The sequence below is a fragment of the Plantactinospora sp. CA-294935 genome, from assembly GCF_050936445.1.
Classification (GTDB): domain Bacteria; phylum Actinomycetota; class Actinomycetes; order Mycobacteriales; family Micromonosporaceae; genus Plantactinospora.
In genome coordinates this window covers 9,870,529-9,897,477 of sequence record NZ_JBNJMU010000001.1, presented here as the reverse complement: position 1 = coordinate 9,897,477, position 26,949 = coordinate 9,870,529, and the positions used below count along the sequence as shown (strand labels likewise).

The window sequence follows — 26,949 nt, the reverse complement described above, 5'->3', positions numbered from 1 at the left end:
CGGCTCACCCATCCGCAGCGGTCGCGCTGCCGGCGACGCCGCTACCCGCCAGCTCCGTCGTTGCGGTCCGGGCGGTTGCTGGCGCCGGGCGCGCTCGGCCGGAGGCGTTCCCGCTGGCAGGACTGAGCGACAGTGATGCTCTCGAAGGTGCTCTGCGTGGATGCGTAGAGCCCGACGCCGCCGCTGCGGACAACGGTGTCGCGAGCCTTCAGGACCTGAACGCCGTTCAACGTCACGGTGATGCGGTCGCCGTGAATCACGGCACCCAGTCGAACGGGGCCTGTCAACGGGTTGCTGATTGATGCCGTGCCCACCGCGACCGGACCCGACGCGTGAGCCTCGCGGATGATATTCGCGTACTGCGTTCCTTGGCTCGTCTTGCCGATGTGGATCCGGTACCCGTACGAGTCCGTGGTGTCTCGCAGCGAGATTCCCGCGTTACCGACGGATCCGTTGATCGTGACCGTGGTCTCCGCGACATAGTCGCACGCCTCGGAGAAGCGCGACGGCAGTGTCGAGTCGGCCAGGACGTGCGCCCTGCCACCGGCAGGAGGCGTGAGGCGCAACTGACCCGAGGCGACGGACACAGCCCCTGCTATTGCTCGCCAATTGGCCTGATCGATCCCTTCCCTGATCACGATGTTGTCGAAGGTCGCGGCCCGCCGATGCGTGAAGGCGGCGGCACCACCCGTCGGCAGCTGTGAGTCGTCCGCGGAGATCGACGTGTCGCCGACTTTGGCGGTCAGATGCTTCCCGATCGCGGAAACGATCAGCTTGTGCGGGGTGTTGGCGCTGACGGGCAGTGCGGTCTCCGCGAGAATCGTGGTCGTCGCGTTGTATATCTTCACGAGCTGCAGCGTCGCCCCCGACGAGGAGTTGAGTACATTGGCTCGATAGTAGTTTCGGGAATCGTGGTAGCGGAACGCGAGACCGGTACGGGCCGTCGTCTGGCCGGGTACCCCAGGAACGATGTCCGCGGCCATAACCACGTCATCCGGTACATCTCGCAGCGCCGCGAACGACACAATGTCCGCGGTCGAGGTCTGTGCCAACTGCGTGTCCGGACCGGCGCCGGTTAGCGCCCAGGTGCCCTGCACCGGCGTCCAGCCGTCAAGGGATCCGTTGAAGTCGTAGACGGTACGGTCCAGGCTGGCATCGGCGAACTCGTCGTCGAGCACGGGTGTCGGGGAAAACGACGCCTGGACCGACAAGGTGATGAGGTCGCCCGTGCGGGTGAACGCGGTCGGGGTGCCGTTCACCGTCACCGCGTTGACGTTGGGCGCGTTGATGGAGAGCGTGCCGGTGAACGGGTCTCCAAGCGAGATCTGGGCGGTCGCGCCTCGCAGTTCCACACTGACGTCGGACACCGGCGCGGATGCGGCGATAACGGTGGCACCGTGGTCGACCAGGGACGACCCGCGGGTCAACGCGTACCGGGTAAGCCCGCCGCCCGAAGCACGCTCGAGGTAAGCGGTCTCGGCGTTGGTCGTGGCGGCCCCGAACGCCCTCGCCGAGGGAGTCGCCTCGCGCGAAAGGTAGAAGCGTCCGGTCGCGTCCGGCAGGCCGATTTCCATCGCGGTCGCCACGGAGTGACCCACCCCGGGCAGTGCGATGCGCTTCGCCGTCACCGCGGGCGCCGCGCCGGCCTTGCCGGGAACCACCACCGTGTCCAGTCCCGTCGACCCGGTGGCGCGCCAGTCGTACGACAGGTAGTCGACGTCCGTGAGTACCTGATCGCCGACGCGCACGGCGCCGTCCTCGTGGACAGTGGGGGTGAGCGCGGTGCCGGCCGGGGCCACCGGGACGAGCCGCACGCCGGCAACCGGTGCGGCTCCGGGCACGGTGTCGAAGCCGACCGTGGCGACCTTCGTATTCGGGTTGACGGTGACCGGATCACCAGGGAAGTGCCAGAGCTGCCGGTAATCGTGCGCGGCGGTGTCACCGGTGAGGTCGTCGGAGACGACCCAGAAGCCGGGCTTGACGAAGTAGACGGCGCGATCGTGCACAACCGGCCGGTAGCCCATCGTCGTACCGCGGTAGATGTCGAGGCCCGCGTTCGAGCGCCACAGCGACGTCGTGCGGGGGACGCCGGCGGTCTGCGCGCGTCCGTCGACCTCGATGGTGTTGTGCGCCTCGGTGGTGCGGCGCATCCAGTCGTTCGTCGGAGTCGCGCTGTAGTCCCCCACTCCGGAGTCGACGATCAGCGGACGCCCGTACGCCGCCATCACCAGGCTGAGGTCGTCCGGATGCCGATGCGAGGCAGTGTAGCTGGAATTCTGGTTGTTGATCAGCATGTACCGGGCATCGGGGTCCCACCCGGAACGCTGTACCGCGAAGCTGATCGGAAACACCGTGGACGGCAGCGTCGGGGCGGTCCCCTCCGTTCGACCGGAGGCGACCCAGGTGAAATCGGGCCAGGAGTTGCGTGCACCGGTTCTGCCGATGGCGGCCGTACCAGCATCGGCGTTCGGCGAGTCGCCCACCATCGCGACCTCAAGGTTCGGCTGGCGGGTCGCGAACAGCGAATCCGCGATCCAGTCCGCCGTCTGGACGATCGATTCAGGAAGGGTCCGCCCGTTGGCATCCGCTAGTCTGATGACGGTGTTGAGCAGATCCGCCACGTATGCCTGATAGTTGAACGCCGGCTCGCGGTACACACCGTCGCCTTTCACGTGCGCGCGCAGGAACCGCTCCAACGAGCGCACCGCGAACCACTCCCAGCCGGGCGATGCCGAGAACTCGGGCAGAAATACGGCTGCCGCGTAGACCGCGCGGGCCATGGACACGTACCAGTTGTTCCCGACATGTATCTGCATCACGCCAGTGAGGAACTTCGCCGTGGCGTGCACGCCGGACAGGTACGCCACGAGGTCATTCGCGTCGATGCCCGGGTCGGTCCGGAACACTGAAAACGCACTGACCAGCTGTGAAAGCCGCTTGGCGGCCGACAGGTTGCGGTTCTGTGGCCAGCTCTGGTTGTCGGCGAAGAAGTCGAGCGAGATGTCCTTCCACGCCGCCGCGTACGTTGCACGCTTTACCGGGTCACTCTCGAACGCGTAAGCGCTGATCAGTCTGGGCATGAACGCGAGGTCACTCATCAAAACCTGCGCGCCGCCCGGGGTGGTCTGCGTCCCACCCCAGGCGTCCCGCCAGTCGACGTCGATCCGCTGCTCGGCGTCGTTGTAGAAGTCGCGGGTCTCGGCGCCGAACCGGAAGATCCCCGCCGCGAGCTCATCGGCGCTCGCGTCGCCGCCGCCCGCGTCCGCGCTCGGAGCCAGGTACTGAACGTCGGTGCGGCCCGCGTAGAACACTTTGAGCTCGCCCGCGGCGCCCGCTTCATCACCGGCGGCGAGCTTTGCCGCCACCGCGGCGAGCTCCGGACGCGTCAGGTCGAGCAGTTCGCCGAGATCCGACATGTCGGCCGCGGCGGCCCTGCCCGGCGACAGGACCGTCGCCACCAGAGCCAGCACGAGCGCCGCAGCGGCACCCGCACGGGCCCGGCGACTCGTGTACCAGGGAAAATAGCTTCGTCTCACCATGGTCTTCTCCCTCACCCGTGAGAGTGTTAGCTGAGTCCTTCGACCGCGCCCGGGAGCGCCGAAACAGTCCGCGGAGTTCGCGGCCCGGCTGGTGTTGCTCAACCCGGGTGGGTGCACTTCACGGCTCGGCGGCCGAACCGAACGGGTACGCCGGACCGGCCGCCGTGTCCGGCTCGTCAGCGACCCGCCTGCTCCTCGTACTCCGCCTTGATCTTGTTGCCCACCCGGTCCATGAACTGCTTGATGGCCGGCTGCCACGCCGAGACGGGTTTGTTGCCCAGCTGGATCTCCAGCAGGACCGAGTCCAGTTCCTGCTGCTCGCTGGCTGCCTTGCTGGCGGCGGTCTCCGAGTACAGCCCGAGGGTCGGGTCCGGGACGGCAAGCGGGACGCCGGCGACCTGGTGGTCGTACTGGTCCTGCACGGCCTGGCGGTTACCGGGCTCGTAGATGACCGGCGATGCCTCGGCGAGGTACCGCACGGGCAGGAATGTCTGGCTGCGCCCGGCCTCGGTGAGGGTCGGGTCGGAGCCGTTGCGGTTGAACGTCTGGCCCTCGACGCCGTACCGCAGGGCCATGTACTCGCTGCTGCCGAAGGGTGAGCACAACCAGTTGAGGACCTTGAGGATCTGCTTGATCCGGTCGGCGTCGTCGGTCTTGGCGATGGCGGTGAAGCTGGACAGCGTCGGACCGGGCGTGCGTACCTGCGTCCCCCTGCCGTCCCGGGTGGGCGAGAGCATGCCGGTCAGGCGGAAGCCGGGCACGTCTTTGGCCTGGCCGTAGAACTTGCCCCACCCGGCGTACAGGCCGATGGTGAACGCGGTCGTGCCGGCCAGCATCCACTGGTTGCGCTTGGTGTTGGGCGCGCCCGCCTGGTCGGGATGTATCACCCCGGACTTCACCAGCTCGACGGTGTCCTGGAGGGCCTGCGTGAACTGCGGTGTGGTCCCGGTGTGGGTGAAGACGCCGTCCTTGGCCTGCCAGGCGCCGGCGCCGCCGGGCCAGTTGCCGGTGATCCCGTTCATCTCCAGGATCGTGTTGAACGGGATCTGCCCGAACGCCCAGCGGCCGGCCCGCTCGTCGGTCAACGCGGCCGCCATCTGCTTGAACTCGTCCCACGACCTGGGTTGGAGGCTGAGTCCGGCCTTGGCCAGCAGGTCGGCCCTGGTGTACAGCACGGTGCCGATCCGTGCCCGCGGCACCGGGATGCCCCAGATCCGTTGGTCGTAGACGGTGCTGCGCCAGGCATCGGTGGGCAGGCCGGCGAGGTTCGGGTAGGCAAGGACCGCGTCCCCGGACAGGTACTCGGTCAGGTCGGTGAATGTCGCCTTCAGCATGGCCGGCATCTGTTGGACGACGCCCTGGATAGCGACCATGTCCGGCAGATCGCCACCGGCGATGGTGGTGGCGACCTTGCTCTTGTAGTCCGCCGACGCGACGTACGTGATCTTCAGTTCGGTGCCGAGTTTGTCGTTGAGGTTCTGCCAGTAGGGGTTCGAGCCGAGCGCGGGGGCGATCGGGTCGTACGTGTACGTCAGCGCCGTGACGGCTTCGCCCTGCACCGGCTGCGACGCGGCGCTGGAGGCGGTCGGGTATGTGAAGTATCCCGGCGACACCCCGGCCGGCTCGGCGGCCAGGTCGGGCGTGGCCGCGGTGACGGGCTTGTAGGTGGGCAGCTTGACCGGCCCGGTCGAGCCGTTCGACGAGCTCGACCCGCCGTCGCCGCACGCCCCGAGCAGCGGGCCTAGCCCCGCTGCCGCGCCGAGTGCCAGGACGCGACGGCGGCTGAGGGTAGGTGCCATGACGTCTCCTTCCACATTGTGTGGACGACCGGTCAGCCCTTGACGGCGCCGACCATGAGTCCCTTGGCGAAGTGCTTTTGGATGAAGGGGTAGATGAGCAGGATGGGTAGGATGGAGATGACGAGAATCGCCATCTGGACGGAGATTTGCGGTGGCAGGTTCTCCAGGTTGGAGCTGAGCTGGTCGGACCCGATCGGGGTGTCGTTGACGACGTAGGTGCGCAGCACCAGTTGCAGCGGCCACTTTTCGGGCGACTGCAGGTACAACATCGCGGAGAAGAACGCGTTCCAGTACGCCACCGCGTAGAACAGCCCGATCACGGAGACGACCGCCTTCGACAGCGGCAGCACGATCCGCAGTAGGATGCGCATCTCCCCGGCACCGTCCATAAAGGCGCTTTCCAGCAGCTCACCGGGGATTTCCAGGAAGAACGCGCGCATGACGATGACGTTGAACGCGTTCACCAGCACCGGCAGGATCAGTGCCAGGTAGTTGTCCAGTAGGCCCAGCTGCTTGACCGTGAGGTACATCGGGATGATGCCCGGGTTGAACAGCAGAGTGAACACCGTCATCAGCAGGATCGGCTTGTGCAGCAACGAACCTGGCCGCGACAGCGCGTACGCCAGAGCGATCGTGGCGACGAGGCTGAGTGCCGTGCCGACCGCGGTGATGCCGGCGCTCACCATCAGGGCACGGGTGACGATTCCGCCGGACAGGACGGCCCGGTAGGCGTCCAGCGTCGGTTCGCGCGTCCACAGCACGAAGCCGCCCGCCCTGCTGATCTCCTCCGGGGAGGCGATGCTGGTCATCAGCACGGCCCAGAACGGGACCACCACCGCCAGGCAGCCAAGGCCGAGCACGAGTCCCCGCGCACCGATCCCCAGCCTGCTGGGCTCGCCCATCCAGGCCGGGCGCTGGCCACGGCCCGAGCGTGGCCGCCGCGGCCGCGCGCCGCCGGCGGGGCGCGCCACGGACACCGCAGGCGACACAGGTCCACTCGTCACTTGGTGTACACCCCCTGCTCGCCCAGCGCGTGGGCCGCCCGGTTCGCGCCGAGCACGAGCGCGACACCGACAATGCCTTTGATCAGCCCCACGGCGGCCGCGGTGCCCCAGTCCCCGCCGACGATCCCGTGGTTGTAAACGTATGTGTCGAGCACCTCGCTGGCACCGGCACCGACCTGGGCCTGCTGCAGGATGATCTGCTCGAACCCGACGGACAGCGAGTCACCGAGCCGCAGGATCAGCAGCAGGACGATCACCGGGCGGATGGACGGCAGGGTCACGTGCCACAGGCGGCGAACCGCCGAGGCGCCGTCCACCACTGCGGCCTCCATCTGCGTCGGATCCACTCTGGCCAGTGCGGCGAGGAAGATGATCGTCGACCAACCGGTGTCCTTCCAGATCACCTGTGATGTGATCATGAGCTTGAACAACTCGGGCACGCCGACGATGTGGAATGTCGACAGGTCGGCCGAGCGGAGCCAGCCGTTGAGCATCCCGCCGTTGCCGAACATCTGCTGGAACAGGGCGACCACGATCACCCAGGACAGGAAGTGCGGCATGTAGAGGATCGACTGGGTGAGGCGTTTGAGTCGTTCGCTGATCGTCGCGTTCAGGATCAACGCGAGGCAGATCGGCAGCGGGAACACGAAGACGACCTGGATCAGCGTGATGATCAGCGTGTTGACGAGCGCGTTGAGGAACACCGGGTCGCCGGTAAGCACGGGCTCGAAGTTGTCCAGCCCGACGTACGGGCTGTGCCAGATTCCCAGGAACGGCTGGAAGTCCTGGAACGCGATGATGTTCCCGCCAAGCGGCAGATAGTGGAACAGCAGCAGCGCCGTGACCCCGGGAATCGCGAGCAGCAGCAGGACCCGGTCGCGCCGCCAACGGTTGCGCACGCTATGCATCGTCGCTCCCCACCGGGGTACCCAAGCCGATGGGTTGGCCCGCGACGCAGGCCTGCACCGCCGCCCGCAGCGCGTCGTCGGCGTTCGCCGCGACCCTCCTGCTCCGGGCAACCGCGGGCGCCGGATCGGTGGCGATGTCGGTGACCGCCGCGACCACCGTCGCCGCGGCGCGATGGTCGAGCTCGATCACCAGGTCCGGGGCGCCGAGGTCGGCGAACATCTGGGACTTGGTCGTCTCGGTCGGCTGTCGAAGGTAGATGGTCGGGATCGCGTGCCGTGCGGCCAGGATCGGCGAATGGCACTCCATGCTGACCACCAGCGACGAGACGGCGTAGACGCCGGTCGCCTCCTCCAGCGGCCAGTACCGGTCCAGGAGCCGGACCTGCCCGAGCGTCTCTGGACTGACCAGGCTGGGAAGGTGCTCGTGCGCCAGCTCGACGGCGTAGCTCATCTCGGGCACCACGATGGCCGGCAGGCCGCTGACGCGTACCCAGGTCTCGATCGCCGCCGCCAGCACTGCCAGGTCGTGCGTCACGGTCGCCCGGTTGACCGCGTCGCGCCGCATCTGCTCGCGGGTCGGATCCGTGCCGTAGATCTTCGCGTAGGGGCTGTAACGGAGCCGCGGAACAAAGCAGGCGAACCGACCAGGCTGCAGGCCGAGACCCTCCAGCAGGCGGGCGGCCGCGACGGCGTCAGTATGGTCGAACGCGAACGTGCCATCCGGCCCGAAGGCGAGGTCGGGCCTGGTTATCTTCTGGCTGCGCAGGGTCGCGAGGGTCAACGTTTCGCGGCAGTAGACGAAGTCGGCGCCGTCGAGGCGGTCCTTGACGTCGTCGTCAAGGTAGGACGGTGGGAGCAGATCGACCATCTGGGCCAGCTCCGGCAACGTCGCCACGGTCGGTGGGCACAGCGGATCCACGGTGACCCCGAAGTACCCGTACGGGCGGCCCACGTGCCGGCGCCACCAGTCGATCTCGGTGCTCTGGAAGGCGTCGGCACCCGATCCGTGCATCAGGACGTCCGCGCCGTCGATGGCGGCGGCCAACTCCGGGGTGCTCGGCCCGTCGCCGCCGAGAGTGCCGTCAACGACGCGCAGATCGGGCAACGCGTGTCGCAGCATGGATCGCTCGCGCTCCTCCAGCCGCACCGGCCAGAGGATGACCTCGACCTCGGGGGCGAACCGCTGGAACGCCCGCACGACACCAGGGGAGTGAGCCACGTCGCCGATGTTCACCGTCGCCCAGGACGACCGCAGGAGGACGGTGTGACGGGTCGATGTCATGCATGCTCCTTCGGTGACGTATCGTTAATTCAACGTAGGGCTTGGTTAGACGTTACGTCAAGATCCGAGGAGGCTTGCAACGTGGCAACGCAACGTGACGTCGCACGAGCTGCTGGGGTGTCGCTCGCGGTGGTGTCAGCGGTGGTCAACGGCACGAGCCACACCCGGATGAGGGAATCCACCCGCACCCGGGTGCTCCGGGCGATGCAGCAACTGGGCTACCAGCCGAACCATGCGGCGCGCTCGCTTCGACTCAACCACACCGGCATGATCGCGATGATCCTCAACAAGCTCGACAACCCGGTCTACGGACCCCTGCGGCAAGGCGTCTACGAGGCGGCGGCGGAACACGGCGCGACGGTCCTGCTGGGCGATGCCGAGACGATGCGCTCCGGCAGCCAGTTCCTGACCCGACTACTCAGCCAGGGCACGGTCGACGGCATCCTGATCCGCGGCGAAGGGCTGCTGGACGACGACGTAATGGCCGAACTCCACTCCCACCCCAAGCCGATCCTCATCCTGGAACACGCACCGGACCATCCCTGGATCGACATCGACGATCGCCGCGCAGGTGAGATCGCGACCCGGTTCCTGGTCAACCTTCGCCACCGCCACATCGTCTTCATCGGGGGATCGGGATACATCTCCCAGCAGCGCTACCTGGGCTACCAGCAGGCGATGGACTCCGCCGGCCTGGCCCCGGCCCCACACCTGGCCACCGGGTTCGGCGAGCAGGCCGGCGTCGACGGGCTCCGGCAGGCCATGCAGGCGGCAACCGCACCCACCGCCATCGTCGTCAACAACATCATGAGCGCGGTCGGGGTCCTGGCCGCCGCACACGACCTCGGCATCGCCATCCCCGACCAACTGTCGGTGATCGGCATCCACGACGTCGACCTGATGCAACATCTGCGCCCGGCCGTGACGGCGGTCCGGATGCCCATGTACCAACTCGGCTGGGCCGGCGTCGAGGCGCTGTACGACCTGATCGCAGGACGGCCGGGCACGGGCGGTCTCATCACCGACCCCGAACCCGAACTGATAATCCGAGACTCAGCGACCGCTCTGAACCCGCCGGGCACCTGAACCTCGCTGCCGTTGGTGCGCATCACATCGCAGCGGTCAGGTGCGGCAGGCCCGCGCACGAGCCAGGGAACTGGTCTGGGCGCAGACGGTGGAGACCCGTGGGGCGCTGCCGACATCGACCGCAGCCGGGCAGCCCATCCCTGGGCTGGTGCTGGACATGGACGCGACCATCGTGATCTGTCACTCGGAGAAGGAGCAGGCCGCGACGACCTGGAAACACACCTTCGGCTACCACCCGTTGCTCTGCTTCCTTGACGCCACCGGCGAAGCATTGGCCGGGCTGCCGCGCGCCGGCAACGCCGGGTCGAACACCACAGCCGACCACATCACCGTGCTGGATGCGGCCTTGGCCCAGGTTCCGGACGCCCACCGGCACGGCGCCCCTATCCTCGTGCGTTGCGATTCGGCCGGCTGCACCCAGGGCCTGCTCGCGCACGTCCGCAGCCTTCGCGCGCAGGGCATCGACGCGAGATTCTCCGTCGGCGTGGCCATCACCGAAGACATCCGGCAGGCGATCCTCCAAGCGGATCAGTGGGTTCCGGCGCTCGATGCGGACGGCGAACCGCGCGCCGGCGCGCAGGTCGCCGAGCTCACCGGGCTTGTCCCGGATACCGGCTACCCGACCGGAACCCGATTCATCCTGCGCCGCGAGCGCCCACACCCCGGTGCTCAGCTGTCGTTGTTCGACACCATCGCGGGCATGCGTCACCAGGTGATAGCCACCGACACCCCACCCGGCGGCGGTCGATCCAGTACCTGGAAGCCCGCCACCGTGCTCACGCCCGCGTGGAAGACGGCATCCGCTGCGGCACAGACACCGGCTTCGGTCGCTTCCCCTCCCGCGTCTTCGCCATCAACCAAGCATGGCTGGAACTCGCGCTGGTCGTGTGCCGTTCGGAAACTCGGCCACGGGCGCTGACGTGGGACTTTGTCCGCCGCGGATGTCTTTCCGGACAGGGAGGGCCCTGCCCGACGGGACTACGCCCAGGTCAAACACGGCGGCCTAGGCAGTCCCGGGCTCGGTGCTGAGGCCGGGTTGTGCCGGATCCGTCAGCCACCGCAGGACCCGACCGATGTCCTCCCCGGTGAGGTAGTGCCCGCCGGGCAACTCGCGCCGTTGCGCGGCCGGGATGTGGCTGATCAGCCATTCGGCATGCCCAGGTGGGCGCAGCACGTCGCTCAGCCCGCACCACACGCTGGTTGGCACGGCGATGCTGGACAGCTCGAACCCCCAGGGCCGGATGAGGGCGAGACCATCGTCCACCCAGCCATCGACGCTGCCGTACGCCGCGCGGATCCGCAGCACGTGTCCCGGGTCGTCGCTGCGCCCAGTGAGCCTGGCAAGGTCGACCTCGCTCAACTCGTAGCCCGACGCAATGGCCGGCTCGCCCCGCTCCGCCGCGTCGATCGCCTCTCTCGCCAGGCGTTCGAGCAGCGGCCGGTAGGCCACTTCGCCCCGGCTCGCCGCCGTGAACTCCTCGATGTTGCCCGGTGACATGGCCGCGTACCAGTCCAGACCGTCTGCATCGTACGGCGCCGGGGCAGACACGGCAGCGCACCGGATTACTGCGCGTCCTCGGGCTGGAACGTCGCCAGCCCGGGGTACGGGGAGCGCCCGTTCGCCATGGCCGCGTCCTCCGCGGACGGAACGCTGAGGCGCTCCACCTCCCGCCAGCGCCGCTCCCACTCTCCCAGATCACCGCCGCACGCGGTGACGTACGCCAGCGTCACCTCCAGCGTCGTAGCCGCCGGCCCGGCGCGGCCGCGGACAGTGTCACCGAATGGTTCACCCGCGCGGCCACCTGCCGGTAACCCGGCCTACCCGCCTCTTCCCGCAACTGCCGCAGCTCGGCCCCCAGTTGCGCAACCGGGCCGCCGCGGTGGTCCAAGGGTCGCTCCGGCCTCGGCATCCCAACCCCCTGTCGCACCGCGACATCCATCGTCAATTGTCACTGAGTTGTCCAGAGTTGTTTGTCTGACCGCCCCGAACAGGGGCCAGACAACCCGCGCGGCGCTAGACAAAGGCCTCAACCAGGAAGCCGAGACGTCGGCGACGACCGACTCCGGCACAACATCCATGCCGATCAGTCGAACGACGGAGAGGAATCACATGCTGAAGAACAAACGCCGGGTCACGGGATGGTTCGGCCTGCTGACTGTGGCCGCGGTGCTCGCCACGCTGCTACCCGGCGGCGCGGCACAGGCAGACGAGAGCGGCGCGAAGTTCGTCGCCCAGTCCAGGGCAGCCGGCCTCAGTGCCGACAAGGCAGCCACCCTGCAGGCTGATGCCGACAGGCTCCTGGAGAAACTCGGGTCGGGCGCCACTCAAGTGGCGCCGAACAAGATCAAGATGCCGGGCGCGGAGCTGATTCTCCCGGTGCCGGGCCAGGAGCAGCGGCCCGCCCCCTGCCCGTACTACAACTTCTGCGCCTACAGCGAGGCGGGCTTCACCGGCTACCAGGTCAACGCGGAGGACTGCGCCATCACGTACGGGATCCCGTGGTACACCTACAACGGGTCGTGGATCAACAATCAGACCCCGGGCCGCCGGGCGCGAGTGAACTACACCGACGGCACTCACTGGTACGTGCCGGGCGCGTACTCCCAGCAGTCGAGCAACATGGGTTGGTACCGGGTCGGCTCCGTCGATCCCTGCTGACCGGCGTTCGGAGGGCGCCGTCATGCGACCGCCCTGACCACTCCCCGGTGGAAGGCGCAGGGCGCGCACTCCGAGCAGTCGACCGGCCCGAACTGGCGGAACGTTGATCACGTCAGTTCCTGCTGATCTGCCCCTGATGCCCGGCGCGGACCGTCACACGTCCGCGCCGGGCACTGCCCTATTGCATAGGGCCATCACCCAGGCCGCGCGCCGCCGGACCGTGCCCGGAGCGAGTCCGGTCAGCATTTCGGCACCGTGTTCACCGACCTCAGCGCAGCGGACACCCGAGCTAGCCGCGAGCCGGGCGCCTGGCCACGATCAGCGAATACTCACCGTGAGATTTGGACGTGAGTCGCCGAGCTGACCGCCGCAGACGGCCGGAGGTCCTCGCGTTTGTCAACCTGTGCACATTTGGCGTACCGACTCCGGGCCTTGGAGCCGTACGCCGACACCTAGTGGCTCCTAACCTCACAGACACCAACTTCTGCTCCAACTAGCGGCTCTGCCGCCCGCAAACACTGGGCCCGGCACCGACGCCGGCTGGCCGGCTCACCGGGGTTCTATCTCGTGTAGGTAAGTTCGGCGTTCGTCGGGGCTCAGGGGGCGGGTGACCCGGGAGTCGGCGACGGCACGGATGTGGTCGGTGGGGCCGCAGGCCTCGCAGCGGGTCAAGCGGATGGTGCCGTCGCCGTGGGCGGTGACCAGGGTGTCGCCGGGGGCGAACTGGGCCTGTTCGACGAAGGTGCCGTGGCCACGGAAGGCGACGAGTTCCTCGCCGCTGGTGGTGTCCCAGATTCGTTCGCTCCTGTCGTGGCCGGCGCTGACGATCTGGCGGCCGTCGGGGCGGAACGCCACGGTCCAGACCGGGCCTCGGTGGCCTCGGAGGATTCGGGGTGGGCTCTGGCCGTCGGTGTTCCAGATCCGGATGTTTCCGTCGTCGCCGCCAGTGGCCAGGGTTCGCCCGTCCGGGGAGTAGGTGGCCGTCCAGACCAGGCCCGGACTTCCGGCCAGGACGAGTGGCGTTCCGTGGCCGTCGGCGTTCCAGAGTCGTACGGTCGTGTCCTGGCTTGTGCTGGCAACCTGGCGGCCGTCGGGACTGAACGCGATGCCCCGGATGGACGCTTCATGTCCTTCGAGCACCAGGGGAGGATCGCCCGGCCGGTCGACGTCCCAGATCCGTACGGCCTCATCATGGCCTCCGCTGGCCACACGCCGGCCGTCGGGGCTGAGCGCCACACCCCAGACAGTCTTGGTATGACCTCGGAGAACGGCAACGGAATCACCACTGGCGGTTTCCCACACCCGTACCGTCCGATCCCGCGAAGCGCTCGCCACCCGGCGGCCGTCCGCTGACAACGACACCGCAAGAACCTCCTCCGCATGGCCGGTGAGCACCAGCCGGCTCCCGCCCCGCCAGACCCGGACCGTCTTGTCGGCGCCGCCGCTGGCGATGGTGTTCCCGTCGGCGCTGACCGCCACAGCCCACGCGGCGCCGGTGTGACCGTCGAGCACCTGAGGATTGCCGGGATAGCTCGGATCCCAGATCCGCAGCGTGCCGTCACCACTGCCGCTGAGCAGCCGCCGCCCGTCGGGACTGAACGCCACGCTCCACACCGGTCCGAGATGACCGTGCAGCAGCAGCGGGTCCTCCCCGTCACCGGCCGCCGTATTCCACACCCGGACGGTGTCACTGCCACTGTGACCACTGGCGATCCTCCGGCCGTCCGGGCTGAAGGCCACGGTCTCCACGGTGCCGTCACCGGCGCGCAATACCAGCGGGGGCGTGTCGTCGGTCCGGGACCAGATCCGGACGGTCTGGTCAGCACTGGCACTGGCCAGAAGACGCCCGTCAGGGCTGTAGGCGAGGTTCCATACGGTGCCTTCGTGGCCGCTCAGCACCTCGGGTGGCGCGGTCGTGGAGGCCAGGTTCCAGATCTTGACCGGTCCGTCACCGCTGCCTGCGGCGAGATGACGGCCGTCCGGGCTGAAAGCCACCGCCCGCGCGGGTCCGGCGTCCAGCGGGAGGGCACGGACGGGTTGTGGGTTCCCGCTGCGGCGGTCCCAGATCCGGACGGTGCCGTCGTCTCCGGCCCCGGCGACCAGGCGTGAGTCAGGGCTGAACGCGACAGCGGACACCTCACCGCCATGACCGCGCAATGCCAGCGGCGGTACGCCGGTGGCCAGGTCCCACACGGTCACTAGACCGCTGACTCCGCTGGCCACGAGATAGCGGCCGTCCGCGCTGAATTTCGGGATGCGGACGTAGCTCGGATGGTCCCGCAGCACCCGGGGTTCCCCGGCGAACTGGTCGAGGCCGTTCATCGTCCACACGCGGACCGTGCCGTCGGCGCCGCTGGCAGCCACCCGTCGGCCGTCCGGGCTGTAGTCGACGCCGAGGACCTGCTGCTGTCCGGTGACGAGTTTCGCCCGCATCCGGGAGTCGAGGACGGCCTGGCGCAGCACGGCGGCGGCCTCGGCGGTCGGTTTGGTGTCGTACGCCGCCCTGGCCAGCAACACGGCCAACTCGTGATCGACCTGCAACTGGTCGCGCGCGTTGGCCACCAGCTGATGCGACAGTGCCCGTTCGCGCTCGTCGTTGGCGCGGTTGGCCTCCCGGAACGCGAACGCCGCGATCACGCTCATCACCGTCAGCCCGGCGGCCAGACTGATCAAAGCCAGCCGGGTACGCCGCTGCCGCGAGCGAGTCTCGCGGGCTTCCCGGTCCCGGCTGGCCTCGAGGAACTCCCGTTCCGCACCGGTCAGGTCGATGAGGTTCGCCTCCAGCGCCGCCGACAGCCGCAGCCCCCGGTATAACGCGCCGTCGTCGCGACCGAGTGACTCCCAGGCAGCGACGGCCTCGGTGAGCTGCCGGTGCAGCCGCAGCCCGGCACGGCTTTCCTCGACCCAGCCACGCAGCCGCGGCCAGGCCTGAATCAGCGCCTCGTGTGCGATCTCGACGGTGTCGCGGTCGGTGCTGAACAGCCGGGCGGCCGTGAACGCGTCGATGACGGCCGGGGCCAGTTCCATGGTGTCCAGTTCGGCCCGGCTCAGCCGCCGTCGACTGATCAGCCCGTCCTGTCCGGCGTCAACCATCCGCAGCAGGACGCGCCGGGTGGCGTCCTGTTCCTTTCCGGACATCCGCTCGTAGGTCTGTTCCGCGGTGTTGGCCACCGCACCGGCCACACCGCCAGCCGCCTGGTAACCGGCGAGCGTGACGATCGCGCCGTGCCGGCGGTGCCACGCCTCGCGCAGCGCGTGCGCGGCCAGGGGCAACGCGCCGGGTGAGTCGGCGACCTCGGCGACGATCGTGGCGACCAGGGCGCCTTCGACGCGGGCGCCGCGCAGCTCGGCCGGTCTGGTCACGGCTTCGCGCAGTTCGACCGGGCTCATCCCGCCGATCAGAACCTGCGCATCGGCCAACTTGGCCAGCAGTGCGGGGTGTTCGGTGAACCGGGCGTAGTGGTCGGCGCGGACGGCCAGCACGACCCGGGCCCGTCCGTCCGGTTCCCGGCACATCGCCAGCAACGCGGCGACGAAATCCGCCCGCTCCACCGGAGCCGGGCACGAGGCGAAGACCTCTTCGAACTGGTCCACCACCACGAGCAGGTCACCGTCGGCGGGCAGCCCCTGCCGTACCAGCAAATGTGCCCTTGTCGGGTCCTCGTGCAACTCGTCCAGCAGCCCGCCGGCCGGCACCCCGGCATGCCGAGCCAGGTGCACCGCCAGTTCGGTCATCGGATGCTCGCCCGGGGTCAGCACCACCACTGGCCCGTCGGCGGCGGGGACCAGGCCCGCTCGTACCACCGATGATTTGCCTGCCCCGGAGGGGCCGAAGACCGCGAGGAAGCGCTTTTCCCGCAGGCGGCGAGTCAATTGATCAACCAGCGCGGTACGGCCGAAGAACAGCTCCGCGTCCTCCGGCTGGAACGTCGCCAGCCCCGGGTACGGCGATCGCCCCTGCCCGTTCGCCTCGACCGGCTCGCCGGCCGGTGCCACGCAAAGGCGTTCCGCCTCCCGCCAGCGCCGCTCCCAATGTCCAAGATCACCATTGCAGGCGGCGACGTAGGCGAGAGTCACCTCCAACGTGGGCAGCCGCCGCCCCGACGCCGCCGCGGACAGTGTCGCCACCGAGTAGTTCACCCGTGCGGCCATCTGCCGGTAGCCCGGCTTGCCCGCCTTCTCCCGCAACTGCCGCAGCTCAGCCGCCAGTCGCGCCACCGGGCCGTCCAGGCCGTCCAACGGTCGTTCCGGTCTCGGCATCTTCTGGGCCTCCCCACGCCGCCCCCGACCTGCATCGCCCATTGTCTATTAGCTGTCTAGCGTCCTTCGTCTGGGCGCTGTTGCGTTGCCGGTGGTCGTGGACTCTGGGCAGGCTTGACCGGTGAAGCTGTCGAGTTCTCGTCGTCCGTGGTCGCCGCCGAAGTCGGCCTTTACTGGGTTTCGGTTCCCGGCCGGGATGATCGTCGTCGCGGTCCGCTGGTACCTCCGTTACGCCCTGTCCTATCGGGACGTAGAAGAGCTGCTGGTCGAACGTGGGGTCGAGGTCGACCACGTGACCGTGTTCCGGTGGGTGCAATTGGTTCACCCCGCTGCTGGCCGACGCCGCCCGGTTCTCCCGCCACTCACCTGGTGATCGGTGGTTTGTCGACGAGACCTACGTCAGAGTCAACGGGGTGTGGCGGTACGTCTACCGGGCAGTTGACCAGCACGGGCAGGTGATCGACGTGCTGGTCTCCGCGCGCCGTGATGCCACCGCGGCCCGGCGGTCCTTCCAACGTGCGCTACGGGTGCTGAAGGTGACCTCGTCACCGACGCCGCCCCGGCCTACCCCGCGGTGCTCGACGACCTCGTTCCCTCGGCCTGGCACCACGTCGAACGGCACGCCAACAATCCGATCGAGGCAGCTCACAGGGCCCGAAGTGGAAGGGCCGTAACGAACCCCACTGCGGCAAGGAGGTGTCCGCGCATGCACGGTTTACGGTCGAGACCGGGAGTCCCGGTGTTCTTCGCCGACCCGCACGGCCCCTGGCAACGCGGCAGCAACGAGAACACCAACGGGCTGCTGCGGCAGTACTTCCCGAAAGGCACCGACCTGTCCAGATGGAGAATCAGGGCACGGTGAGCCGATCCGACGCCGACTCATGCTGGCTGTGCTACACCGCCTAGCCTGCCCGACCCGGCTACGTCATCTGTGAGCCTGGACGACAAGTACGCCAACGATGGCAAGGGCAGGCGCTACCAGGCAATCCACGCCTGACATCCGGCCTCGTGTGGCGCCTACCTCGCCCGAGTTGCATGGGCGCTGCCACGCGAGCCAACAGGGTTGACGATCAAATATTCCATGTCATCTAATCGACAGACGGTCCACTTTGCGGAGGGATGCCCTCTAGCCTCTGCGCGTGAGCATCTTGAGTCAGATTATTCCGGGGATCCGCGACGCGCGGACCCCGTCAGCTATTGGTGCTCTGTGGGCCATCATTGCTTGGCTTGCCTGTTCCTTCGCCCCGGCAGAGGTGTGGGAGAAAGAATTTTTTGCGACGGTAGCTAGTCAGGTGGGTAAGCTGCCCGTCGAGGTGCTGATTGGCGCCGTTGCGTTTATCGTCTACCTCGTCGGTGTTGTGATGCAGTCGATTGGTGAGGCAGTCACGCGCTTCGCTATGCCTGCGTTTTTTGTGGTCTGTGGATTGCTGGTGCTTCTGGCGATAGTCCAGGTTCTCGCCGAAGCGATCGTTACGCTAGCTGCGATCGCTACCGTGACTCTGATCTTTGCCTCATTACTTCGGCGCCGCCGGCTCAAATCTAGCGGGTTCTGGGCAGTGCTGGAGGACACGGCTGTGGAATCCGCGCGGCGGATTTCCATTCATGCGGAGCGAGCCTGGCGTGGGTACCGCACGTCCAGAGAGAACCACCAGGCGGTCTTCGAGGAGCTTACCCTTGAGTCGCTCGAAGAGTATTACGACGCGAATCCGACGTTCCTAGAGGAGAAGGTGCGAGAGCTGACGCATTCGTCACTTCATCACGCCGCACTAGCTGTCGGTCTCACCCTTGAGGAGGTATATGCGGAGGTTCCACAGGACGAACCGTTGCCGTCTAGCTTGAAGTCTCTAGCCGACTTACGTCAACACCTCGCAGATCCGGATAGGAACGATAGCGGCGTTCGACTGGCACTGCTCAAGAAGCTCAACAGGGAACGGGATGCCCGCGTGGCGCTCACGCAGGTCCTGGAACTCTCGGCGTACCGGGACTGGTTGCGGCGGCGTCTTGAGCAAGCGGACCATGAACTGAGGTCTGCGAAGCCGGAACTCTACCTCGACTATGACCGGATGCGCGCAGAAGGTGAGTTCAGGTCAGGAATCTCATTCCCCTTGGCTGCACTGATTGCAATTGCCGCCTACAAGTGGCACCTTCTGTTCAACGCGCACGACCCCACGCAGATACTGTGGGCGCTACTCGTGTTCGCGCTCGTGGTCTGGGTCGTGGTGAACAATGCGGGATCCCTGCAACAGGACAATGCCAGGCGGCTGTTGTACTCCGCCGTACGGAACAAGACGATCCAACTATCGCAAGAGTCGCCATTCGGGGAGCCGATATTCGTGTTTCGCCCGTTGCCCGAGGTGAGACGCTCACCGACGATTCGATCTGCGGCTAGGCGACGAATTCGCGCCATCGTCCGCAAACCGTTGCAGCGAGTCTTTCCCGAACTTTCTCAGGACAACAGGCAACTACCCGCTCCGGCGCCGCCATCCTCGCAGAACTAACCGACACGTCAGGATATCGCCGTCCGACCTTGTCGCGACTGTGCCTATGCCGGCTGGATGCCGCCCCTGCCCGGCTGGAGCCTCCGCCGCCGTAGACCTCATCCTTCCTCGCCAGTGGAGTTCTGATGGTCAGGGCGAAGCGGACCTGATCGAAACTCGGGCGAGGCTGCCGCCCAGTCGTCCGGATGCGAGATCGGCAGAAGCCGGAACTGCTCGGCATGGACGATGTTGATGCCGGCCAGTGTCGGGTACGGCTTGACGGCGCCGCCGCCGTTGCTGAACAGCAGGTCCCGCTGCCGGTCTTCAGCATGGCGGGCAGCACCGCCTGAGCGGCGGTGAGCGCACCGTAGGGGATCGGATCGAGGTGGATCTGTATGTCGTCCACGGTCACCTCGGCCGGGCTGTCCGGGCCGGGTGCGCTGGAGGGCGAGTACCCGAGGACATCGACGGTGCCGAAGTGCTCGATGACCTTCTCCATCGTGGCGGCCATCGATGGCCGATCTGGGACGTCGGCGGGGAAGCCGGCCGCGTTGACACCGGACTTGGCCAGTTGCGCCACTAGGGCGTCGAGGTTGTCCTTACGGCGGGAGATCAGGGCGACATCGAAGCCGTGGCGGCCGAAGACCCTGGGGATCGAGCGGCCGAGTCCTGGGCCGGCTCCGACGATGGCGATCGTGGGCATACGTGACCTCCAGATGAGAGGTGTTGGCGTGGGTGCATCAGCGTGGTGCGGAAATTGCGTTCTCGGCGGGACGGGTTCGTAGGCCGTGCAGGAGGGCCGAGATTAGGTACCGCATGTGTCGGCGGCGACGGGTGCGTCCGAGCGCAGGGTGCCGGAGACGGCCAGGAACAGTGCGGTCAGGTCGGCCGGCGGAAGTCCTCGCGGAGCTGCTGTCGGACCGGGCCTCCTGGATGAGACCAGCGGCGTGCGCCAGTGCGATGTCGCACTGCGGGCCGGTGCCGAGGACCCGGGCAACGCTGGGCCGTGATGTCGTCGACGGGCGGCCTGGCGGCTTGAAGTTCGGCCGCGCTGACGAGGTAGCCGCTGACAATGATCCGCCGTGGGGCGATCCGGTGCGCGAGCCGCGCGCCGACCTGCGTGGCTCCGATCGCCTGCAGCACCGCCATCGGCATGAACGCCAGGCCGGCCATGACCGGCGACCATCCCTTGACCTGCTGGAAGTAGTAGCTCAGCAGGAGGAACATGCCGAACATGCTCACCACGGCGAGAGCGACAGACAGGTACGCGGCCGCCCGGTTGCGTTCGGTCAGAACCCGTAGTGGCAACAGTGGGGCGGTAACCCGCGACTGGACCACGATGAAGGCTGCCAGTAGCAGCACGCCGACAACGAAGGACCCGATGGTCAGGCCGGCCGACCAGCCGCGGCTCTCAGCGGCGCTGAATCCGTAGACCACGCTGACGAGTCCGAGGCTGGCCAGCAGCACACCCGGGATGTCGAGCCGGGAGGAGTGCCGCTCCCCGCTGTCGTGCACGTCGGCGATGGCTCCCAGGATTCCGATGACCGCGATGGGTACCAGGATGAACATCGCCCACCGCCAGTTCAGGTACTGGGTGAGCAGGCCGCCGGCGATCAGGCCGACGGCGCCACCGGCGATCGAGAGCGCAGCGAACACGCCGAACGCCTTCGCCCGCTCTTCCGCCCGGGTGAACGACAGGGAGATCAACGAGAGCGCGGCCGGGGCGAGCAGGGCGGCGAAGACACCCTGCAGCGCCCGAGCGATCAGCAGCATCCGGCGTTGACGGCCAAGCCGCCGATCGCCGAGGCGACCGCGAAGCCGGCCAGGGCGATCAGGAAGACGCGTTTGCGCCCCACCATGTCACCGATCCGGCCACCGAACAGCAGCAGACCCCGAAGGCCAGACCGTACGCGGTGACCACCCACTGACGGCTTGTGTCAGTGAAGTGCAGTGCGTGTTGCGCCGACGGAAGGGCGACGTTCATCACGGCACCGTCGACAATGACCATCAGCTGGGCGATGGAGATGAACAGCAAGGCTTTCCACCGCTGGGATTCCGGTGCGGTCTGACGACTAGACATCGTTGTTCCTTCAGGGGTGGAAATTTGCTGGTGTATGTCGTGCTTGCCGGACGGAGACGGGTGCAGCCCCTACGCGGCGGTCAGGCCGCCGTCGATCGCGAGCGCGGCGCCGGTGATGAACAGAGCTTCGTCGCTCAGCAGGAAGGCCGCGAGCGCGGCGATCTCGTCGGGGTGCCCGATCCGTCCCACCGGGTGCATCTCGTTCGCGACACGGATGGCCTCCTCCGGGTTCGGGCCCATGTTGCCGCGCAGCAGCGGAGTGTCGACGCCGCCGGTGACAAGCGCGTTGATCCGCACACCCGCCGCGGCCACGTCGAGTGCCGCCGACCGGGTGAGCCCGACGACGCCGTGCTTGGCGGCGCTGTAGGGGGCCATGCCAGCCGCGCCGGTGACACCCGTGACGGAGGCGTTGTTCACGATCGATCCGCCGCCGGATGCCTGCAGCGCGGGGATCTGGTACTTCAAACCGAAGAAGACACTGTTGAGGTTGAGGGACATTTCCGCAGCCCAGGCGTCGTCGTCGATCTCCGTGACCGGACCGTACGCAGTGGCCGCACCCACGTTGTTGAACGCGCCGTCGAGCCGGCCGTAGTGCCGGACCGCCCGGGCGACCAGCTCCTCCACCTCGGCCCCGACTGTCACATCGCTCGGCAGGAAGATCGCATCTCGTCCGACGGAGCGCAGCTCGGCGACGAAGGCGTCACCCGCTTCCTTGCCCCGCGCCGCCAGGACGACCTTCGCGCCCTCGGCGGAGACCCGCTCTACGACGGCCCGCCCCATGCCGGACGTGGCACCGGTGACCAGAATGACCTTATCCGCGAAACGCATGGACATGATTGATCCTTCTCTCTATTCCTAGGCTGGGTATTTCAGCGAGTGGTTCAGAAGGTGAGCACGAGCCGGCCACGACGGCACCGGACACGAATCAGCGGTACGCGTCGGGCGGATGGGCGGCGGCAGGTCTTCGCGACGGTGTCGAACAGTCGCAGGGCCCGAACAGCGCCACGTCCGCGATGGCATCCATGCCATCGGGATGGCGGACCCGGATTGGTCCAGCTACATCAGAACCATGGGCACTGCAGGGCGGCAGCGCCCGACTCCCGGACCAGAGGTTCATGAGCCGGAGCGGCGTCAGCGATCACCATCAGCCCGGCGCGTCGGGCCGCCTTGATCAATGAACCTTTTTCAACCTCTCCTTGCGGTCCGTCGGAGCGCGAGGTCGGACGCGGTGTGTGAGCGCCGCGCGGTTCAGGTTGAAAAAGGTTCAATCTGCCGCCACGTGTCTCCGCAGCCGGGCCGACCCAGGGTCGACCCTGGCCCAAGAGACAACTGGCCTGAACGAGGCTTCCCCGGCTCGCTGCGACTCCGACGCTTGCCGCTGTTGCGCGGAAGGCTGCCACCGCCACACCGAATCCCGCTCGTCCGAACGGCATCCTCAGCTATTGCAAGGTAAGCCCGGGGCGCGGTGTCGGGACTGATCCCGGTCCGTTTCCCCGGCCCCCTCGGCGAACCGGACGTGCGTGTCTGCACGTATCCGGCTTTGCATGGTCTCTGCCGTCACGTCGCCGGGTCGTGACGGTCAGCTGGCGTCGGTAGTGCCGGGCGTTCGCGTGGGCGCCAGGCGGCGGGATTCAGATCAGGCGTCCGGCGTCCAGTTCTCGATCCGGTCCACCCGGTAGCGGGTCAACTCCAGCGAGTCGATCAGCCATTTTCCGTCGATCTTCCGGTAGGTCTCCCGGTACTTGCCATAGCCGCGGTGTCCGGGTGGGGCGTTCTCCCCGGCCTGGAAGGGCACGATGTCCTCAAGTGCCCAGATCCCGGACGCCGTGTCTGGCCCCGTGATCTCGATCTCCGCCATGTGACCGTGGTGAACCGTCGGCGCGTCGCCGGTGTACTCGCCCATCACGTTCACCAGGTCCTGCGGCGTATTCCAGGTGTCGCCGTGAATCACGATCTTGGCGCCGGGAGCGAACAGCGCGGCAAGCCCGTCGTAGTTCTTCTCGTCCACGAAGCGCCAGTAGCGGTGCCTCATCTGCTTGATGCTCTCGATCGCTTCCAGGTCGTCCAGTCGACGGACGATCTCGGCGAGATCAGTCATGGCCTCTCCCACTTGCTTTCCAGGGCCCATCCGGGCACCCGCAGTCGGACGACTGTCGTCCGCTTCAGTGAAGGTAGTCCAAGCGGACGGCTGTCGTCCATCTCTCCCGGCGGTCGACGGAGTGATCCTGACCATCCCTCGCAGGGAACAAAAGCTGAAAGCCGGCCCACAGCGTTCGTACCTCGCGCTGAGTGCCGACCAGGAAGGTCATGCCGGCCGTTACTGGGGATTCGAACGCGAACGCCAGACGGAACAACCGCCGCCAACAAGATCGCGCACCTGTTGGGGGAGAGGGGGATCTACGAGGCGCGTATAACCTAAAGGCGAGAATTTGCCCTGATCGTCCTGGCTCAGCGGCACACCAAAGCACGCGCCAACCTCAGCGTCGGAGAGCGCTACTGGTGACCGTCCCCGATGAGTCGCCGTCTGCTCCACTCGACGGACGCCCGGCGTACGCCGCGCCTTATCGGTCATGCGCACCACAATCGGACGAATGTCGTCCGATTGTGCTAGGCTTTGGGGATGCCTGACCTGGACCCCACCCCGGGCGTCCGCGCGGACGCCCGGCGCAACCGACGCCAACTGATCATCGCGACGCGGGAGGCGATCGCCTCCCGGGGACTCGACGTCTCCGCCCTGGACATCGCGACCGCGGCGGGCGTGGGAGTGGGCACGTTGTACCGGCGCTTCGGCACAAAGGAAGCGCTGCTCGACTACGTGGTGCTCGGCCACTACGACGAGTTGTTGGACACCGCGCGAGCCTGTCTGGAACGCGCGGACCCGTGGGACGGGCTGGCGGAGTTCGTGATGGAACTGGCGGGCGCGCACCGGGACAGCCGCGGGCTGGCCGAGGTCACCGCAGCGTGCGAAAAGCCGCCGGTGCCCGAGCGCACGCAGCGGACCATAGCGCTGCAGGACGCGGTCATCCAGCTCACCGAGCGGGCGCACGCGGCCGGCGCACTGCGTGCGGACGTGACCTGGCAGGACATCCTGATCTGCTCACGCGCGGCGCTGGACGTCGACCACTGCTTCGGCGTGGACGCGGGCCCCAACGGGTGGCGTCGAATCGTCACGATCCTGCTCGACGGGATGCGCGCCCCGGGGCGAACCCCTCTCGAAGGGCCCACACCGCAGGTCCATCGGGCGCGATGACGAACCCTACGCCGCGTGAGGTTGTCTGATGCCGTGGCTGGCCGAGCAGCACCGCGCCCAGCCTCTGGGACTGCATGACAGATCGATCTTCGAGGGTGGGCCACGCACCTGGGTAGCCGATACCACGATCCGCTATGGATGCTCCGATTCGTAGAGAGGCAGCGGAAGGTCGATCTTTGCCAGCGGGCCGTCGGGAGAGGTGAAGGTGAGCGTCAGGCGACGCGCCGCTGCGGGCGGCGGGGGCCGGAAACCCCATTGCACCGTCGATTCGCTCCCTGTGCCTCCAAGCTGGCCGGAGACGAGCCGGTAGGGCGTGTCCACGTCATCGGAGACCTCGACGGCGATCCGCCTGAATTGTTCGGCGGGCCACTGCGGTGGCGGCGTAGCGTGCGCTGTCCGCTCCTCCCACTGTCCGTACGAGGACAGATAGTCCCTCAGCGATGTCTCCCGGGCTGGGCCGGGCTCGGCGTCGAGTGTCACCTCGATGTGGTTGGCCACGCTTACCTGAACCAGTTCTGCCTGTACTCCGCCGACCACGCCCACGGGCACTGGGCGCTCAAGCGGCAGCCGGATTCGCGGGACCCGGCGGACGGTCACGAGGTAGACGTGACCAGGGTCGTGGTAGTCGACGTGGAGGGCCCCGTCGCTGATTCGCTCGACAGAACGGACGCGAGGCGCGGGCTCCGAATCAGATGGCTGGAAGAGGGCTCTGACGACGTCATCAAGGTCCGTCATGCTGGACACATTAGCCATCGACGACTCCTGGCAGCCGGCGGAACGGCACACTCACATGCCGCAACCCGTGCGTGCCAGCGCTGTCCAGATCGTCGCTGACGTAGCCGGCGGTCAAGGTCGGAAGAGGCGCGCTTTGCTGATGACAGCACCTCTGATCCTGGCTCCCTGCTGCTCTCCAGACGTCGCTGAGGAGCTGTGACGTCAGCCCTGGACGGCCCGCCGCCGCCAGATGTCCGAGCCCGCCGGATGCGTGGCGACCCTGAGCTCGCTGAAGACGTTGTACAGCTGCAGGAGCCACCCTTCGTCGAAGGCCAGCTCGATCCCGGCAAGGATCCACGCCTGCAGGCATTGCCCGTCGGGGCGGTCGAGCCGAAAGTCGTGTTCGAGTAGCCACACCTGGCGCACGGTCGAACCAATAACATGACTCAGCTCGGCACTGTGCGGGTCAGCCCAGGCCAGCGCCATGTCTGGATCCTCCTGGTCAGGTGTGTCGATCGGGGCGTCGACGTCGATCGAGTTCCAGCTTAGGTACATCTGGTCGAAGCCGTCGAAGTGAAGCTCCATGCACGGCCCGTCGAAGTCGAGGATGAGCGGAGCGGTGACGCACCACTCGCCGTCGATGACGAAGCACAAGCCTCTCACTGCCCCCAGCCGTCGCCCGACGAGCGCGTTGAGGGCCGGGCCGTGCACCCTGTGGGCTTCATCGACGGTGTCGGTGACTACGGGTTCGTAACCGGCGATACCCAACACGGTCGTGATCCTAGAACCGATCGGCAGACATCCGCTTCTGCCCACCGTGCACGCCACCCTCAGCCGGAGCGGTTACGCCTCGTGGCCCGCGTCGTTGACCGTACACATCCGGAACTGTCGAATTCCGAGCGTTTATACAGCGTGATCAGCCTCGGATGGTGCATCCCGTCAGGACCCCTGCCCTTGCGGCTTGCCGTAGTTTTCGGGGAGTCTGGGCCGTCCCGGTCAACATCAGTGCCGAAGCCGTTGCTGGTGGCCTCGCCCGGCAGGACTTTGCCCGCCGTCACCGATCGCGCCCGGAATGCGACGCTGCGCTGTCTTCCTGCCATGTTCCGGCCGCCGCCGGTGCGGGGTCCACCCGTTTGAGTTCGGTCCAGCCGGTCCAGCCTCGCTTCTTGAGCAACTCGATCAGCCGACGGGCCGGCGGCACGGCCTCGAACGCCAGCGTGTCCATCAGCTTGACCAGCGGTGGCTCGATGTCTGTGTCGTCGACGTAGTTCTCGCCCCGTTCGTCGGCCATCCGCGTGATGTAGGCGGCCAGTTCGTCGGCCAGCTCGACCAGCCGTGGGTCGTCGTCGGCGTGGTCGAGGGCCTGGCCGAGGGTGAGATAGAAGCCGATGAGCTGCGGGTCGGCGAGCTGCTCACGCTTGCGTGCCATCCACTCCGGGACTCGCTCTGGTGAGCGCGCGGCCAGCGGGATCCAGCCGTCGCGCTCAACCTGAACGATCCGCTCGTCGACCCCGAGCGCCCGCAGCCGGTCGAGATGCTCGACCACCACCGGGGGCAGCACCAGATTGTCCCCGGAGACCAGGCGGGCGATCCGCTCCCGGTGCCGCTGCCGCTGCCGGATCTCCGCCCGTAGCCGCTTGTCGATGTCTGCGACCGCCGCGGCGAACTCCTCCTCGTCGGCCTGCAGCAGCTTCCGTACCCGCGCGAGTGGGACCCCGGCCTCGACGAGGGTCCGGATCTTGATGAGCTCGACCACGGCGGTGGCGTCGTATCTCCGGTAGCCGGAGTGATCCCGCTCCGGCTCCGGCATCAGGCCCTTGGCGTGGTAATGCCTCACCGCACGCACCGTCACTCCGGTATATGACGCCAACTCGCCGATGGTCAACATCGC

General features: G+C 67.6%; 20 protein-coding genes and 3 pseudogenes. 7 read left to right on the top strand and 16 right to left on the bottom strand.

Translation table 11 applies throughout. The features are described 5' to 3' along the window. Positions 1-41: 41 nt before the first annotated feature. From ACQEVC_RS42880 to ACQEVC_RS42860, 5 genes are all read right to left on the bottom strand, one after another. Positions 42-3,554, bottom strand: a complete 3,513-nt coding sequence (locus ACQEVC_RS42880) for an alginate lyase family protein (protein WP_432889917.1) — start codon at positions 3,552-3,554, stop codon at positions 42-44. Positions 3,555-3,715: 161 nt separating this feature from the next. After that, positions 3,716-5,338 carry an extracellular solute-binding protein gene (locus ACQEVC_RS42875; protein WP_432889915.1) on the bottom strand — a complete coding sequence of 541 codons (1,623 nt, stop codon included), beginning with the start codon at positions 5,336-5,338 and terminating at the stop codon, positions 3,716-3,718. Positions 5,339-5,370: 32 nt separating this feature from the next. After that, positions 5,371-6,327, bottom strand: coding sequence for a carbohydrate ABC transporter permease (locus ACQEVC_RS42870; RefSeq protein ID WP_432889913.1), 957 nt, complete (start codon positions 6,325-6,327; stop codon positions 5,371-5,373). Positions 6,328-6,338: 11 nt separating this feature from the next. Continuing rightward, positions 6,339-7,250, bottom strand: a complete 912-nt coding sequence (locus ACQEVC_RS42865; RefSeq protein WP_432889911.1) for an ABC transporter permease — start codon at positions 7,248-7,250, stop codon at positions 6,339-6,341. After that, positions 7,243-8,532 (bottom strand): polysaccharide pyruvyl transferase family protein, encoded by a 1,290-nt coding sequence (locus ACQEVC_RS42860; RefSeq protein WP_432889909.1) that lies wholly within the window; start codon positions 8,530-8,532, stop codon positions 7,243-7,245. The genes ACQEVC_RS42865 and ACQEVC_RS42860 overlap by 8 nt, the downstream gene beginning before the upstream one ends. Positions 8,533-8,613: 81 nt before the next feature. Here ACQEVC_RS42860 and ACQEVC_RS42855 point away from each other — a divergent pair, with 81 nt between their 5' ends. Both ACQEVC_RS42855 and ACQEVC_RS42850 read left to right on the top strand, forming a co-directional pair. After that, positions 8,614-9,618 carry a LacI family DNA-binding transcriptional regulator gene (locus ACQEVC_RS42855; protein WP_432889907.1) on the top strand — a complete coding sequence of 335 codons (1,005 nt, stop codon included), beginning with the start codon at positions 8,614-8,616 and terminating at the stop codon, positions 9,616-9,618. A 37-nt stretch (positions 9,619-9,655) separates the two neighbouring features. Further along, positions 9,656-10,500 (top strand): annotated as a pseudogene (locus tag ACQEVC_RS42850) (transposase); the annotation flags it as partial. 121 nt (positions 10,501-10,621) lie between these two features. Here ACQEVC_RS42850 and ACQEVC_RS42845 read toward each other — a convergent pair. After that, positions 10,622-11,116 carry an alpha/beta fold hydrolase gene (locus ACQEVC_RS42845; RefSeq protein ID WP_432889905.1) on the bottom strand — a complete coding sequence of 165 codons (495 nt, stop codon included), beginning with the start codon at positions 11,114-11,116 and terminating at the stop codon, positions 10,622-10,624. Positions 11,117-11,181: 65 nt separating this feature from the next. After that, complete coding sequence (locus ACQEVC_RS42840; protein WP_432889903.1) at positions 11,182-11,349, bottom strand: hypothetical protein; 168 nt, start codon at positions 11,347-11,349, stop codon at positions 11,182-11,184. A gap of 379 nt (positions 11,350-11,728) precedes the next feature. On the opposite strand from ACQEVC_RS42840, the gene ACQEVC_RS42835 reads away from it, so the two are divergent. Next, on the top strand, positions 11,729-12,277 hold the full coding sequence (locus ACQEVC_RS42835; RefSeq protein ID WP_432889901.1) for a hypothetical protein: 549 nt from the start codon (positions 11,729-11,731) through the stop codon (positions 12,275-12,277). 549 nt (positions 12,278-12,826) lie between these two features. Here ACQEVC_RS42835 and ACQEVC_RS42830 read toward each other — a convergent pair. Beyond that, on the bottom strand, positions 12,827-16,537 hold the full coding sequence (locus ACQEVC_RS42830) for a helix-turn-helix domain-containing protein (RefSeq protein WP_432889899.1): 3,711 nt from the start codon (positions 16,535-16,537) through the stop codon (positions 12,827-12,829). A 196-nt stretch (positions 16,538-16,733) separates the two neighbouring features. Between ACQEVC_RS42830 and ACQEVC_RS42825 the strand changes: the two are divergent. From ACQEVC_RS42825 to ACQEVC_RS42815, 3 genes and pseudogenes are all read left to right on the top strand, one after another. Further along, a pseudogene (locus tag ACQEVC_RS42825) lies at positions 16,734-17,186 on the top strand (IS6 family transposase); the annotation flags it as partial. Between the two features lie 38 nt (positions 17,187-17,224). Continuing rightward, positions 17,225-17,381: pseudogene (locus ACQEVC_RS42820) on the top strand (transposase); the annotation flags it as partial. Between the two features lie 295 nt (positions 17,382-17,676). Beyond that, positions 17,677-19,035 (top strand): hypothetical protein, encoded by a 1,359-nt coding sequence (locus ACQEVC_RS42815; RefSeq protein ID WP_432889897.1) that lies wholly within the window; start codon positions 17,677-17,679, stop codon positions 19,033-19,035. Here ACQEVC_RS42815 and ACQEVC_RS42810 read toward each other — a convergent pair. The 5 genes from ACQEVC_RS42810 to ACQEVC_RS42790 all read right to left on the bottom strand — a co-directional run bounded on the left by ACQEVC_RS42810 (position 18,923) and on the right by ACQEVC_RS42790 (position 23,192). After that, positions 18,923-19,717: an SDR family oxidoreductase gene (locus ACQEVC_RS42810; RefSeq protein ID WP_432889895.1), complete on the bottom strand. Its 795-nt coding sequence runs from the start codon at positions 19,715-19,717 to the stop codon at positions 18,923-18,925. The two genes, ACQEVC_RS42815 and ACQEVC_RS42810, sit on opposite strands and share 113 nt — an antisense overlap. Before the next feature lie 176 nt (positions 19,718-19,893). Next, the gene (locus tag ACQEVC_RS42805) at positions 19,894-20,787 is read right to left on the bottom strand and encodes an MFS transporter (protein WP_432889893.1); all 894 of its coding nucleotides are present in this window, start codon (positions 20,785-20,787) and stop codon (positions 19,894-19,896) included. 58 nt (positions 20,788-20,845) lie between these two features. Then, a complete protein-coding gene (locus ACQEVC_RS42800) occupies positions 20,846-21,094 on the bottom strand; it encodes an MFS transporter (RefSeq protein ID WP_432889891.1) in 249 nt (82 codons plus the stop codon). A 69-nt stretch (positions 21,095-21,163) separates the two neighbouring features. Continuing rightward, positions 21,164-21,922 carry an SDR family NAD(P)-dependent oxidoreductase gene (locus tag ACQEVC_RS42795; RefSeq protein WP_432892024.1) on the bottom strand — a complete coding sequence of 253 codons (759 nt, stop codon included), beginning with the start codon at positions 21,920-21,922 and terminating at the stop codon, positions 21,164-21,166. A gap of 808 nt (positions 21,923-22,730) precedes the next feature. Beyond that, the gene (locus ACQEVC_RS42790; RefSeq protein WP_432889889.1) at positions 22,731-23,192 is read right to left on the bottom strand and encodes a nuclear transport factor 2 family protein; all 462 of its coding nucleotides are present in this window, start codon (positions 23,190-23,192) and stop codon (positions 22,731-22,733) included. Between the two features lie 522 nt (positions 23,193-23,714). Between ACQEVC_RS42790 and ACQEVC_RS42785 the strand changes: the two genes are divergently transcribed. After that, positions 23,715-24,344 (top strand): TetR/AcrR family transcriptional regulator, encoded by a 630-nt coding sequence (locus tag ACQEVC_RS42785; protein ID WP_432889887.1) that lies wholly within the window; start codon positions 23,715-23,717, stop codon positions 24,342-24,344. 132 nt (positions 24,345-24,476) lie between these two features. Here ACQEVC_RS42785 and ACQEVC_RS42780 read toward each other — a convergent pair whose 3' ends face one another. The 3 genes from ACQEVC_RS42780 to ACQEVC_RS42770 form a co-directional block, all read right to left on the bottom strand. Next, entirely contained in the window at positions 24,477-25,079 is a 603-nt protein-coding gene (locus ACQEVC_RS42780) for a hypothetical protein (RefSeq protein ID WP_432889885.1), read from the bottom strand. Between the two features lie 201 nt (positions 25,080-25,280). Next, the gene (locus ACQEVC_RS42775; RefSeq protein ID WP_432889883.1) at positions 25,281-25,829 is read right to left on the bottom strand and encodes a hypothetical protein; all 549 of its coding nucleotides are present in this window, start codon (positions 25,827-25,829) and stop codon (positions 25,281-25,283) included. A gap of 283 nt (positions 25,830-26,112) precedes the next feature. Next, positions 26,113-26,946, bottom strand: coding sequence for a MerR family transcriptional regulator (locus ACQEVC_RS42770; protein ID WP_432889881.1), 834 nt, complete (start codon positions 26,944-26,946; stop codon positions 26,113-26,115). Between the last annotated feature and the right edge of the window lie 3 nt (positions 26,947-26,949).

Bases quoted from the DNA above. Each gene is read 5' to 3' on its own strand.
- ACQEVC_RS42830 (WP_432889899.1), bottom strand. From the start codon at position 16,537: ATGCCGAGACCGGAACGACCGTTGGACGGCCTGGACGGCCCGGTGGCG.
- ACQEVC_RS42875 (WP_432889915.1), bottom strand. From the start codon at position 5,338: ATGGCACCTACCCTCAGCCGCCGTCGCGTCCTGGCACTCGGCGCGGCA.
- ACQEVC_RS42860 (WP_432889909.1), bottom strand. From the start codon at position 8,532: ATGACATCGACCCGTCACACCGTCCTCCTGCGGTCGTCCTGGGCGACG.
- ACQEVC_RS42835 (WP_432889901.1), top strand. From the start codon at position 11,729: ATGCTGAAGAACAAACGCCGGGTCACGGGATGGTTCGGCCTGCTGACT.
- ACQEVC_RS42810 (WP_432889895.1), bottom strand. From the start codon at position 19,717: ATGCCCACGATCGCCATCGTCGGAGCCGGCCCAGGACTCGGCCGCTCG.
- ACQEVC_RS42845 (WP_432889905.1), bottom strand. From the start codon at position 11,116: ATGTCACCGGGCAACATCGAGGAGTTCACGGCGGCGAGCCGGGGCGAA.
- ACQEVC_RS42770 (WP_432889881.1), bottom strand. From the start codon at position 26,946: ATGTTGACCATCGGCGAGTTGGCGTCATATACCGGAGTGACGGTGCGT.
- ACQEVC_RS42865 (WP_432889911.1), bottom strand. From the start codon at position 7,250: ATGCATAGCGTGCGCAACCGTTGGCGGCGCGACCGGGTCCTGCTGCTG.
- ACQEVC_RS42800 (WP_432889891.1), bottom strand. From the start codon at position 21,094: ATGTCTAGTCGTCAGACCGCACCGGAATCCCAGCGGTGGAAAGCCTTG.
- ACQEVC_RS42795 (WP_432892024.1), bottom strand. From the start codon at position 21,922: ATGCGTTTCGCGGATAAGGTCATTCTGGTCACCGGTGCCACGTCCGGC.
- ACQEVC_RS42790 (WP_432889889.1), bottom strand. From the start codon at position 23,192: ATGACTGATCTCGCCGAGATCGTCCGTCGACTGGACGACCTGGAAGCG.
- ACQEVC_RS42780 (WP_432889885.1), bottom strand. From the start codon at position 25,079: ATGACGGACCTTGATGACGTCGTCAGAGCCCTCTTCCAGCCATCTGAT.
- ACQEVC_RS42805 (WP_432889893.1), bottom strand. From the start codon at position 20,787: ATGCTGCTGATCGCTCGGGCGCTGCAGGGTGTCTTCGCCGCCCTGCTC.
- ACQEVC_RS42785 (WP_432889887.1), top strand. From the start codon at position 23,715: ATGCCTGACCTGGACCCCACCCCGGGCGTCCGCGCGGACGCCCGGCGC.